Source organism: Methanosphaerula subterraneus (genome assembly GCF_052055875.1).
GTDB lineage: Archaea > Halobacteriota > Methanomicrobia > Methanomicrobiales > Methanospirillaceae > Methanosphaerula > Methanosphaerula subterraneus.
Genome location: NZ_CP170508.1, coordinates 185,019 through 197,761 on the forward strand (window position 1 = coordinate 185,019; position 12,743 = coordinate 197,761).

The 12,743-nt window shown below is 54.9% G+C and carries 9 protein-coding genes; 8 read left to right on the plus strand and 1 reads right to left on the minus strand.

Going from position 1 to position 12,743, the window contains the following annotated elements:
- Positions 1-3: 3 nt before the first annotated feature.
- The gene (locus ACFKSJ_RS00835) at positions 4-1,647 is read right to left on the minus strand and encodes a sensor histidine kinase (RefSeq protein WP_440950388.1); all 1,644 of its coding nucleotides are present in this window, start codon (positions 1,645-1,647) and stop codon (positions 4-6) included.
- Between the two features lie 269 nt (positions 1,648-1,916).
- Here ACFKSJ_RS00835 and ACFKSJ_RS00840 point away from each other — a divergent pair, with 269 nt between their 5' ends.
- The 8 genes from ACFKSJ_RS00840 to ACFKSJ_RS00875 all read left to right on the plus strand — a co-directional run bounded on the left by ACFKSJ_RS00840 (position 1,917) and on the right by ACFKSJ_RS00875 (position 12,720).
- Positions 1,917-4,721: a methyl-accepting chemotaxis protein gene (locus ACFKSJ_RS00840; RefSeq protein ID WP_440950389.1), complete on the plus strand. Its 2,805-nt coding sequence runs from the start codon at positions 1,917-1,919 to the stop codon at positions 4,719-4,721.
- A 13-nt stretch (positions 4,722-4,734) separates the two neighbouring features.
- The gene (locus ACFKSJ_RS00845; RefSeq protein ID WP_440950390.1) at positions 4,735-5,274 is read left to right on the plus strand and encodes a chemotaxis protein CheW; all 540 of its coding nucleotides are present in this window, start codon (positions 4,735-4,737) and stop codon (positions 5,272-5,274) included.
- A gap of 451 nt (positions 5,275-5,725) precedes the next feature.
- Positions 5,726-6,898, plus strand: a complete 1,173-nt coding sequence (locus tag ACFKSJ_RS00850) for a sensor histidine kinase (RefSeq protein ID WP_440950391.1) — start codon at positions 5,726-5,728, stop codon at positions 6,896-6,898.
- A complete protein-coding gene (locus tag ACFKSJ_RS00855) occupies positions 6,895-7,062 on the plus strand; it encodes a hypothetical protein (protein ID WP_440950392.1) in 168 nt (55 codons plus the stop codon). Before ACFKSJ_RS00850 ends, ACFKSJ_RS00855 begins: the two co-directional genes overlap by 4 nt.
- 48 nt (positions 7,063-7,110) lie before the next feature.
- Positions 7,111-7,896, plus strand: a complete 786-nt coding sequence (locus ACFKSJ_RS00860) for a response regulator (protein ID WP_440950393.1) — start codon at positions 7,111-7,113, stop codon at positions 7,894-7,896.
- A gap of 159 nt (positions 7,897-8,055) precedes the next feature.
- Positions 8,056-8,478, plus strand: a complete 423-nt coding sequence (locus ACFKSJ_RS00865) for a response regulator (protein WP_440950394.1) — start codon at positions 8,056-8,058, stop codon at positions 8,476-8,478.
- A gap of 151 nt (positions 8,479-8,629) precedes the next feature.
- Positions 8,630-9,523, plus strand: coding sequence for a ParA family protein (locus ACFKSJ_RS00870; RefSeq protein WP_440950395.1), 894 nt, complete (start codon positions 8,630-8,632; stop codon positions 9,521-9,523).
- The gene (locus tag ACFKSJ_RS00875; RefSeq protein ID WP_440950396.1) at positions 9,514-12,720 is read left to right on the plus strand and encodes a methyl-accepting chemotaxis protein; all 3,207 of its coding nucleotides are present in this window, start codon (positions 9,514-9,516) and stop codon (positions 12,718-12,720) included. Before ACFKSJ_RS00870 ends, ACFKSJ_RS00875 begins: the two co-directional genes overlap by 10 nt.
- Positions 12,721-12,743: the final 23 nt, after the last annotated feature.

Here is a 12,743-nt window from a genome sequence, read left to right on the forward strand (position 1 = left end):
GGATTAAAATGATCTGATTGAAATCAGGGGAGGTGTTTTTTGACCGTGATCCTGAGCCGGGCACGGGAAGGTGATCTGGAACGAGGTACCGTTTTCCCTCTGCAGATCCAGGGTTCCACCCAGTTGTTCGGTCAGCGCATGCACCAGATCGAGGCCGAGTGAGTCCGGATTGTGGGGATCTATCTCTTCTGGGAGACCCACGCCATCGTCGCTGATGGTCAGGATCGTCGACCGGTCCTGATGGCCCAGTTCGATCGTCACCGTGCCTCGCCTTCCCTCAGGGAATCCCCACAGAAGTGCATTGGTCAGCAGTTCTGTGAGGATCAGACCGTAGGGAACGGCGACATCTGTCTGTATCAGTCCGCCCTCGATCTTCTGAATGATCACAATCTGTTCTCCATCGATGAGGTGGGTGGAGTAGATCAGTTCAATCAGTCTCTGGGTATATTCCCTGATCTGGACCTGTTCTGGATCGGGGGACTCTGCCAGTACCTCGTGGATCAGGGCAAGGGCGGTGATCCTGTTCTGGGTATCCCTGAGGATCCTGAGATCTACAGCACCGGACCCGTACTCTCTCTGAAGATCGACGAGGCTCTGTATCAGTTGAAATGAACTCCGTGTTCTATTCCCAATCGATTCTACCAGTTTTTCCTTCTCCTTCAGGGCCTGTTTGAGTTGCTCTTCGATATGTTTCAGTTCTGTGATATCCCTTCCGACGGCCTGGTACTCGACCGTAACTCCTTTATCGTTGTAGAGTGCCCGATTGGTCCATTGGATCCATGCATCTCCCTTATTATCCGGGGGAATGGCATGTTCCTCCAGTGTCAGCACCGGGTTCTCTGGTGTGATGTCGTCGACAAAATGGCTCAGTCTCTCATGCTTACTGTTCAGCATGATCGGTTTGAAGGAGTGCCCGACCAGTTCCTCCTTTGTCATGTTGAAAAAGGTACAGTAGGCGTTGTTTGCGAAGGTCAGGGTGCCGTCAGGGAGAAACCTGCAGATCAGTTCGGTCTGCTCCTCTACGATGGCCCGGTACCGGGCTTCGCTCTGTTCCAAGGCTGCTGCTGCCTCTTTCTTTTCGGTGATATCCTCAAAGATCAGGGTGACTCCTGCACTGCCGTTCTCAAAGACGGTTGGGATCAGTTTGATCTGAAATGAGATCGTACGCCCCTCGATATTCCATTCGATCTCATCGTTGTGTGACACGCCGTGCAATGCACTGACGATCCAGCTGAGCAATGGAGTCTCCTTGAGAATGTTCAGATTGAGGGAACTGAGTGATTGCCCGTGCAGTTGTTGCGGTTGTTTCCCGGCGAAGGTCAGAAAGTTGTCATTTGCCTGCAGAATCTTCAATTCGCTGTTGAGCACAACGATCATATCTGAGGCGTAATCGAGCATTGTTGAGATCGGTACCCGGTCAGAGAGGAAGTAAACCTTTGCGGCAGCGAATGATCTCATCTCAACGTCGCCTGATACCATCAGCATGTTGACATATTTCGCTATGGAGTTCCTGTTCAGGTTCAGCTCCCGTGAGATATCTGTTATGGAAAGCCCACGAGGATTCTTCTTCAGGACCTCCTTGATGGATGTCAGGTTCTGTTTTGTATGGATCATCCCTTTTTTCACGTCCCGCTGCCCTCCGGGCATTCTATATTTTATATGGTCTGCTCCAGGTATTTATGCCTTGCATTACGTTTGGCAAATATGCAATGCAATAAGTGTATTTTAAATATATCCCATACGAACTGAATATCTGATGCACATGTGCATAGCAGATGTGCTACTTGAGGGAGATGTCATGAGATCATTCAGAGGAGTGAGGGAGTCCCGGGTCGATGGAGCCGCCCCGGGTCAGAACAAGTATTATGAAGGAACATCTGATATGCAACAGGTATTTTTCGGTAGAGGTGCCTGATATGTCCCAGGATAAAATGGACGTCCCATCAGGCTCTTTAGGGCCAGACCGGGACACTCTGGCGCTCCTCATCCAGGGGCTTGACCGTCTCCCTGTCCCGATGCATGTGATCAACACGGAGTATACGATCCTCTATACCAACGAGGCTGCTGCAGCGCTGGTCGGAAAGAAGCGGGAAGAGATCATCGGCAAGAAGTGCAATGACGTCTACAGATCTCCAAACTGCAACACTCCGGGATGCCCGTGCAGGGTCGCGATGGAGAAGGGAACCACCTATGGTGTTGAGATCTCCATGGGGGATGTGGTCATTAATGTGACCGGTGCACCCCTGACCGACGGTACTGGCAGAGTGATCGGTGCGATCGAGTACTTCCCCAATATTACCGAACAGAAGAAAGCTGTTGCCGATATTCTCAATGCCGAGGAGAAAGCGAAGAGCGGGGATCTTTCGGCACGAACCGATCTCTCCCTCCACACCGGGGACTTCAAAAAGATGGCCGAAGGTATCAACAGCCTCCTCGACATCTTCGTCGAGAAGAACAACTGGTACAGATCGATCATCGATGCGGTACCATTCCCCATTCATGTCATTGACATGGACATGAAGTGGACGCTGATCAACACGACCTTTGAGAAGTTGTTGATCGAACAGGGGTATGTTAAGGACCGGGATTCAGGTATGGGGATGCCCTGCTCCACGGCCAACGCAACGATCTGTAACACCGAAGGATGCGGGATCCGACAGTTGCACAAGGGGATCAACGAGAGTTACTTCGACTGGTGTGGGGCGAGCTGCAAGCAGACCACCTCGTACCTCCGCGACCAGAAAGGTGCCCAGATTGGGTACGTTGAAGTTGTGCAGGACCTCACCTCGATCATTGCGGTCAGGGACTTCACCAGGGCCGAGGTGAACCGGATGGTCACGAACCTCTCCCTGCTCGCAGAGGGAAACCTTGACTTCGACCTGGCCGTCAGGCCGGCCGACGAGTTCACCCGGACAGAGCATGATGACTTTGTGAAGATGAACGAGAGCCTGCAGCAGGTGCAGCAGGCGGTCGGTGCACTGATCGACGACGGTATCCTGCTCACTGAATCAACCGGAAGGGGGGAACTCTCGATGCGTGCGGACGCTTCCCGGCACAAGGGAGACTTTAGACGGATCATCGAAGGGTTCAATGGCACGCTCGATGAGTTGATCCGCAGGCTGCGCATCGCATCCGATGCGGTCAGTAAGATCGGAATGGGCGTCATCCCGGAGAGGATCACTGCAGAGGCGTACGGCGAGTTCAAGGACCTGAATAAGAACTTAAACGCCTGCATCGACGGCCTGGAGGGGCTGGTCGAGGCGAACGCGACCCTCAAGCGGATGGCGGTGAACGACCACAGTAAGGGAATGGAAGGGAACTACCTGGGCCTCTTCGGGGAAGTCAAGACCCATGTCAATACGGTCCGGGAGCGGGTCAATCATATCGCCGGCTCGATCGAAAAGATCGGTGCAGGCGACCTCAGCGAGTACCAGGAATACCGCACCATCGGCAGGAGATCAGAGCAGGACCGGGTGGTCCCGGGATTTGTTCGGACACTCGAACACCTGCAGATGCTGACCGAAGATGCGGGGATGCTCGCCAGGGCGGCCGTCGAAGGGCGGCTTGAGACACGGGCCGACGCCTCGCGGCACGACGGTGAATATCGAAAGATCGTCGAGGGGGTTAATCAGACCCTCGATGCGGTTATCGAACCCGTCAATGAAGCGCTGCGGATCGCGAACGAGTTCGCCCGGTACAACTTCACTGCCCGGTTTGATCCGAACATGAGGGTTGCAGGAGATTTTGTCAGGATTAAGGATGCGCTGGACAGTATCGGGATCTCGGTGACGAACGCGGTCAGATCGATCAATACTCAGGTGACCGACCTGGCAGCCTCGGCAGAGGAGGCAGCCGCCAGCGTCGAGGAGGTGGTCTCAGGGGCGCAGCAGGTCGCTGATAACGCCGGCAAGGTCAGTTCCAATGCAGAGAAGGGGAGTCATGGGCTCGAACAGGTGCTCAAAGCGATGGAGGACCTCTCTGCCGCTGTTGAGGAGGTGACCGCCAACACGGAGGCTGTTGCCACCCTTGCGAACAATGCGAACACGCTCTCCAAGGACGGCGCTGAACTCGCCCGGAAGGCCGAGGACGGGATGGTCGGAATCACCCGTTCAACCACGGAAGTGGACCAGATCATCGGCGAGATCAAGGCCGAGATGGACAAGATCGGAAAGATCGTCGGCCTGATCTCCGACCTGGCCAGCCAGACCAACCTGCTCGCCCTGAACGCGGCCATCGAAGCGGCCCGGGCGGGCGATGCCGGCCGTGGTTTTGCCGTGGTCGCCGCAGAGGTGAAGTCCCTGGCCCAGGAGTCGAGAACCTCTGCAGAATCGATCGCCGAGATGATCGGGGGACTCAAGACCAAGTCGGAGAAGGCAGCAGTGGCCACGGCCTCCGCATCAAAGGAGGTCCGCGAGGGATCGGCGGTCCTCTCCGAGACCCTGAATGTCTTCAATAAGATCGTTGGGGATATCGAGAAGATCACGAGATCCGTCGAAGAGGTTGCGAGCGCCTCCGAAGAGCAGGCCGCCACCGTCGAGGAGATCACGGCCAGTGTCCATGAAGTCGGCAGCCTGGTTGAAGGAACAGCCAGTGAAGCGGGGGACTCTGCTGCTGCCAGCGAAGAGACCTCGGCTGCGATCGATGAGGTCAGGAAGATCGTTGAGAATGTGAATGTGATCGCCGATACCGTCTCCACGGAGATGAGCAAGTTCACGGTATGATGGGGACGAACGGATGACGGAATCTTCGGTAGAGCCCCAAACCATCCTCTCGCCACACCTGGCAAGGGAGGAGAGTGGTGCACGGTCAGGTGATGTTCAGGTGGTCGAGTTTCTCCTCGGCAGGGAGCACTTCGCCATCGACCTCTTTGATGTGCGGGAAGTGGTGGAGTATACCAATATCACCAAACTCCCGAACACCCCCTCCTACATCAAGGGGATCATCGACCTTCGTGGTGAGATCACTACGATCATCGACCTGAAACAGCAGATGAATATCCCGGCTGATAATGAAGTCCGAGACGAAGAGTGCCGGATCATCGTTCTCGATGACCGGATCACCAGGTCCAAGATCGGGATCATGGTCGATGATGTCTCATCGGTTTCGACGTTTTCACTCACCCAGGTCGACAAGACCCGGATGACCACAACAGAGGACACCACCATCATCGGGATCATCAAGAAGAAGACCAAGGTGAAGGAGAAGGAGATCACTGAATTGATCATATGGATCGACATCAGATACCTGCTCGGTTCGATCCATCATACCCTGTAGAACCCTCGGTTCCCAACGTTGATCAGGAACAGATGGCCGGACGGCAGGAACAACGTGGAAAGGGAAGGTGCTGCAGTGGGATGCTCCTGACCGATCCGGTTGTCATATCCGGCTGGAATTGGCACCATTTCAAATATTCATTCTGGGCGTGCGATCAAGATCACAGCATTAATACGCTCCTAAAAGAACAGATTATCGAGTTGAGAACAGATGCGACGCCAGGAGATCCGTCATAGGAGCCTCCTGGTCATCCCATCTCTGACAGAGAAACATCCCCTCAGATCCAACCCGGCCCCGTGATCTCCTCTCTTATCGCCTCATGAGATCAAACTGGTCACCTGGCCGCCTTGAAGTGGGGTGCTCTCGTTACTCTGTGATATGAAACTGGAGGGCCCTGGATCTTCTCTGGATGATCACCTGTGGGTGTTTGCGTATTTGGAGAGAAAACCATATGGCAGATGAGTCGGTGCTGATTGTGGAGGATGAGGCGATCGTCGCCCTTTCCATTGAAAAAAGGTTGAAGAACCTTCATTTTACTGTCACCGGGACGGTGGCAACAGGGGAAGATGCAGTTGCTGCCGTCAAGCAGCGGGCACCGGATCTCATCCTGATGGATATTCACCTGCACGGTGAGATGGATGGGATCGATACTGCACAGATCATCCAGAAACAGTATGATATTCCGGTGATCTATCTGACCGCCTATGCCGATGATGAGACGATTGGACGGGCAGTCGAGACCGGGGCATATGGCTACCTGGTCAAGCCGTTTGGTGAACGAGACCTTCATTCATCGATCAAACTGGTTCTCTCCAGGCACAGGGTGGAGCGGCAGTTGAAGAATCGACAGGCGCAACTCGCCGCAACAAACCGGGAACTGGAAGCGTTTGGGTACTCGGTCTCTCACGATCTCAGGGCCCCGCTTCGAACCATCGATGGCTATTCTTCGATCCTCCTCGATATCTGTCGTGATCAACTCGGCGAAGCCGGAACGACGTACCTGTCCCGGATCCAGATGGCTGCACAGAAGATGGATGATATGATCATCGACCTTCTGTCCCTCTCTCAGTTGAGCAGGACCAAACCCCAGTACGAACCGGTTGATGTGAGCAGGATGGCAGGTGATATCCTTGATGAACTGGCGCTGACCTATCCGGAACGGAAGGTCAGGGTCCGGGTACAGCCTGGCATCGTGGCCACAGGAGATCGTTCGCTGCTCTGGAGTGTCTACTGGAATCTGATCGAAAATGCGTGGAAATTCACTGGAAAGACTGTCGATGCAGAGATCCAGGTTTTTTCTGAACTCCAGAGAGATACGTGGGTCTTTGGGGTCCGGGACAATGGCGCCGGCTTTGATATGGCGCAGGCCGGACACCTGTTTGCGCCGTTCCACCGGCTTCATCCCATGAATGATTATCCCGGTACCGGGATCGGTCTCGCCATGGTGCAGCGGATCGTTCACCTCCATGGCGGAGTGATCTGGGCGGAGAGCAGTCCCCTTGGGGGAACGGTCTTCAGATTTACCCTTCCGATGAATCAGCCGGTAAGCGTGGCTGAAGATCTGCAGGACTCTGCCATGAATTCCCAGAGTCTACAGCAGGTCTCGAAGGTGAAGTTGTTATGACAGAGGCGATGCGTGCACTGGCCAGTGGTACTCCTGGAGACCTGACTGGGTACCTCGTGGGTGGACTGAAGGTGGATGGTCTGTACGTGGAGTTGATGTGGGTCGACTATGCCATGCCCGGAACCCGTGACCGGTCGACGCTTCGCCGGCTCGGGAGTAACTGAGGAGACTGATGGCGGGTTGGATGAATATCACTGTCATGAGTGGGTGAGATGGACCGGGCATCCGTACTGATCGTGGAGGATGAGGCGATCATTGCCATGTCGATAGAGCGGCAGCTCCACAGGTTTGGCTATCAGGTTACAGAGACCGTCTCAACCGGGAGAGAGGCGCTCAGTTCGGTCTCCCAGCACCGTCCGGACCTCATCCTGGTGGATATCCATCTCAAGGGGAAGATGGACGGGATCGAGGTGGTTACAGCACTCAGGAAAGAGATCCCGGTGGCTGTTGTTTATCTGACGGCTCTGGTGGATGACGAGACGATACAGCGAGCCATGAATACGCTCCCTGATGGGTACCTGATCAAACCGTTTGGTGAACAGGATCTCAAAGCGGTAGTAAACCTTGCCCTTGGAAATCATCCTCCTCGGATCAGACCCACACTCCCGCCGGTTGAACAGGTCGGGGCTGATATCCCTGTTGATGTGCAGCGAACCTTTCTTTCACATGCACGTGATCCTGCCTGTTGTATCAGGGATGATCTGATCATCTCGGCGGTGAACTCCGCCTTTGAGGAACTGGCAGTGTACAGCAGAAACGAAATTGAAGGTCATCTAACATTCGAACGCTTCTTCGCCAGCGAAGATCTCGATCAGATGCTCAGATATCACCTGAAGCGGCGCCATTGTCAGGCGAATGTTCCAGCCCGGTACCAGGTTCATTTCGTCCCACGAAAGGGGCCGGAGCGTCTGGTCATAACCTCTGTATCGCTCGTTCCCAGGACCGGGATCTCGGTTCTCTCCCTCTCCGATCTGACTGGGAAGCAACTCATATCGTAAACCGATAATAACCTCTTGTGAGAGTCTGCGGCCAGACCATTCGATCATACCCTCATAGAGAGGCCGGCTCCAGTCTCTTTTCCCAGTGGGGTGAGAGCAACGATCACCATATATCTTCCGGCCACAGAAGTACCTGCAGAATTGGGTGGAGCTGGTCAGGTGGAGAAGAAGCAGGAAGGGAGGGTCATGGGTTCAGGCCGGGTACTGCTGATGGATGACGAGGAGAGTATCCTTGATGTGATGAGTCAGATGCTCAAACGCCGTGGATTTGAAGTGGTCTGCGCCCGGGATGGATCTGAGGCGATCATCGCCTATCGTGAGGCTCTCGAGGCAGGTCAGCGGTTTGACGTGGTGATCATGGACCTGACGATCCCTGGGGGAATGGGAGGAAAAGAGGCGATCACCACCCTCCAGGCGGTCGACCCCACCGTAGCAGCTATCGTATCGAGCGGGTACTCCAACGATCCCATCATGGCAGACTTCAGGGCGTATGGATTCAGTGGTGTAGTCCCCAAACCCTACAGTATCAATGACCTGGTAATTGCACTGAATCAGGTCATCAGTGCAGACCAGCGATCCTGATACCACCTTTCAACACTCCTTTCTGTCTGATCACTGATCCAGAACGAATCGATAGTATCGCTCTGTTCTCATGTAAATGACTGAAATCTTTGATGATGCAGATATACACCTTATATAACCTTCGGGCACTTACACCTTACTAGGTGGTATCATGCCGGTCATCGCATTCTCTCACCATAAGGGTGGCACTGGTAAGACGACGTCGTGTCTGAATATTGCCGGCGTGCTTGTCGACGCCGGGAAGAAAGTGCTGGTCGTTGACTGTGATCCCCAGGCAAATGCTACGATGGGGTTGGGCGTCTTTCCTGACTCGCAGAAGCAGAACATGTATGATGTCTTTATGGGCATCTTCGAGGGGTTCCCGGAGGTGCTGCTGCGCGATATCATCATCCCGACCGAATCAGGGATCGACCTCGCCCCTTCGAATCTGGATCTTGTTGGCGTCGAGCCGTCCCTGTACACCCTTGATGAACGTGCAACTGTCCTTAGGGAGTTGCTCGTCCCGGTGGCAGGTGCGTATGATTATGTCCTGATCGATACCCCGCCGAGTATGGGCCAGTTTGTCATCAACGGTCTGGTTGCTGCAGATCACATCATCATCACCCTCGATGCAGGGATCTTTGCACTCCGTGGGATCGATGCCCTTGAAGCGATCTTCTCTGATATTGAGAGCATGGTAGGAAAACGTGTAAGCCCGGAGATGGCCATACTGACCAGGTGGCAGTCTGATACTCCGGAACCGGCGGTCGTGGAGAGGGAAACCGGTTTTTTCACTTCTCTTGTCAGGAGGCTTTTCAAGGTACAGGAACCTGTGCCTGCGTCGGATCTGGTTAAGAATACGAGAGAGAAGGAGCAGGAGCGTGAGCGGATGCTCAGAATGGAAATGATGGTCAGAAAGAAGTTCAGACTGGTCTATACCGTTCCATTCCAGTCAGAGATCTACGAAGCGCAACAACGTGGACTTCCTCTCTCCCAGTTTGCACCGGATACGGAAGCGACGCGGGCGTACAAAAAGATTGCAGACGAGGTGATGAGATGGAGATGACTGAGATTCAGAGGGTTCTGAAAGAGGTAAAGACAGAGAACTATTCGGTGCGGGTGGATGAGAAGAAGGTCAATGCTGACCTGCGTCCGGTGGCCACGCTGGTGAACACCGTTATCGAACATTCTTCAAACCTCAGCACAGCCGCCTCTCAGTGGACGACTTTTTTTTCGCTGAGTCCTCTCCCGATTCTGATCACCGATCGAGAATTTGAGATTCTGAAAGGTAATGAAGCGTTCTCTGATATGAGTGGGATCTCTCAAAAAAAATTGATCGGAATGAAGATCCAGGACTTCATGCTCTCTGCACAGGAGGGGGAAGGAGCCCGTGAAGCCCTCACACAGGGACGTAGAACGATCGGAACGGTCACTATCACGTTCCCTGCAGGGGTGCAGATCCTGGAACAGTACTGTATTCCAGTACGTGAAGATGGTACAGCGGTCAGTACGCTGGTCTTCATCTTCAAGAGTATCACCCGCAGGGTCAGGGCAGAACAGGAGACCGAGCAGATAAAGCAGAAACTGCTCCATGATTATGGCGAACGGGTCAAGGAGCAGAAATTATTCTATGCCACGGCTGCATTAATCCAGGATGATTCACTGACCCCCGAGCAGGTCCTTTCTGAGGTTGTGGATCTGATCCCGCCCGGATGGCAGTACCCCGAGGTGACTGCGGCCAGGATCACGGTGGGTGAGATCGACGTCAGGACCCGGAACTACCGGCACACCTCCTGGTCACAGTCGGTCCGGTTCAACGTGAAGAATGGTGAAGTGGGTGTCATCGAGGTCGTGTACCTTGAAGAGATGCCGGCCGAGGCCGAGGGACCGTTCCTTGCAGAAGAACGGAACCTGATCAACTCGCTCTCCGACATGCTCAAGACCTATCTCGACCGGAAGAGCGGCGAGGAGCACCTTGCAGAGAGGATCAAAGAGCAGGAAGACCTGCTCCATGATTATGGGGAGCGGGTCAAGGAACAGACCCTCTTCTACTCGACGGCCACGTTGATCCAGGACGATCTTCACACCACCGGCGAGGTCCTCTCAAAAGTCGTGGACCTGATTCCGCCCGGATGGCAGTACCCCGAGGTGACCGCGGCCAGGATCACGGTGGGCGAGATCGACGTCAGAACCCGGAATTATCGTTCCACCCCCTGGTCTCAGTCGGCCCGTTTCAATGTGAAGGATGGAAAGGAGGGTGTCATCGAGGTCGTGTACCTTGAAGAGATGCCGGCCGAGGCCGAGGGACCGTTCCTTGCCGAGGAGCGGAACCTGATCAACTCGCTCTCCGACATGCTCAAGACCTATCTCGACCGGAAGAGCGGCGAGGAGGAACTTGTACAGCATCTGACGGAGATCCGCGAACTCCAGCACCAGACCGATACGATCGTGCAGGAGAACCCGATGCCGATCATTCTGCTGGATCCGGCGTTCCATATCATCGTCACCAACGATGCCTATGTGAAACTGACGGGTATCGAGAGAGAGCACCTGCTCAGGATGTCCGCCACCGATCTTGATGTTGTCGAACATAGTGGGGATGGATTGCGCGAACTGTTCCAGAAGAAACAGCGGACCTATGGTGAGCTGGTCGTCAACTTCCCGACTGGCAGAAAGACTCTCGAGCAGCATGGCATCCCGATCTTCACCACAGCCGGCGATCTGACCCGGATGCTGATCGTATACAATGATGTGACCGAAGAACGGCAGGAGATGATCCAGATCACCCAGTTGAAGCAGCAGTCCGATACGATCGTGCAGGAGAATCCGATGCCGATCATGCTGACCGACTCCAGCTTCAACATCGTCGTCACCAACGATGCCTACGTGAAACTGGCCGGCATCGATCGGAATCGTCTGCAGCGGATGAACGCCCGGGACTTCAAGGTCCGCGATCAGAAGGGAGAGGGACTGGGGCGTGTGGTCAAGGAGCACCAGCGGGCCACCGGCGAGGTCACGGTCGAGTTTCCGACCGGCGTCCGGATTCTCGAACAGTACGGTATTCCAATCCTCGACAATGACGGTTCCCTGATCAATATCCTGATCGTATACAACGATGTGACCACCCAGCGTGCACAGGAGCAGGAGATCCAGGCAATGATGGAGGAGTCGAAGCAGAAAGCCGACCGACTCTCGAAGAGCTGTGTCGACCTTGAGGAGTGCATGTCCATGATTGCCTCCAGGGATCTGACGCATATCGTCTCCATCGGGGACGGCGACCCCCTGACTTCGGTCAAAGTGGATTATAACGATGCCATCAAGGCGATCCAGAATGTCATCGCTGATATCAGGGGGTCGATGGTCCAGTTGAATCTGACCGTCGCGGATACCAGCAGGTCCACTGAAGAGATTGCCCGGGCTGTCGAGCAGGTCGCTGTTGCAACCCAGAAGAGTACAGAGGCTGCCAGGGATCAACTCGAACGTATCGAGGGGATAAGCAGCGAGGTCGGCGATCTCTCTGCATCTATTGAAGAGATCGCCAGCACCTCCCAGACGGTCCGGGATCTGGCTTCGAGGGTTGCGCAGGAAGGGAACCGGGCCGCCGGCCTCGGAAAGGATGCCACAGAGAAGATGAAGGTGGTGGAGGAGATCTCTGAGCAGAGCGTGCGTGAGATCAACCAGCTCAACGAACAGATGCATCAGATAACAAAGATCGTGAACCTGATCGCAGATATTGCCAACCAGACCAACCTGCTGGCGCTGAATGCGGCCATCGAAGCGGCTCGCGCCGGGGAACACGGTCGTGGATTTGCCGTCGTGGCTGGCGAGGTCAAGAACCTGGCCAGCGAGTCGAGGAAGGCGAGCCAACAGATCGAGGACCTGATCGCGTCGATCCAGGAAAACTCTGACAGGACTGCCTCCTCGATGCAGACATCGTACAATGAGATCAAGGTCGGCATCGAGAGCGTCGGAAAGACGATCGATGTTTTGGACCGGATCACCACTGAAGCTGACAAACTGGTGGAGGGGATCAGCGAGATCTCCCGGGCGACAGGAGACCAGGCAGAGGCGACCAACCGGGTGATGGAAGGGATCGAGATGTCTGCCGGCAATGTCAAGGAGAACCTCGGAATGATGGAGGACCTGGCCGCCCTCGCCGAAGAGACGAGTGCGTCCACCGAGGAGATCTCGAGTGCAGCGGGTGAGCTCTCCACGATGTCGGACCATGTGAAGGGTCTGGTCAGTCAGTTCCGGTTGGAGTGAATTGGAATGGAACAACGTACATC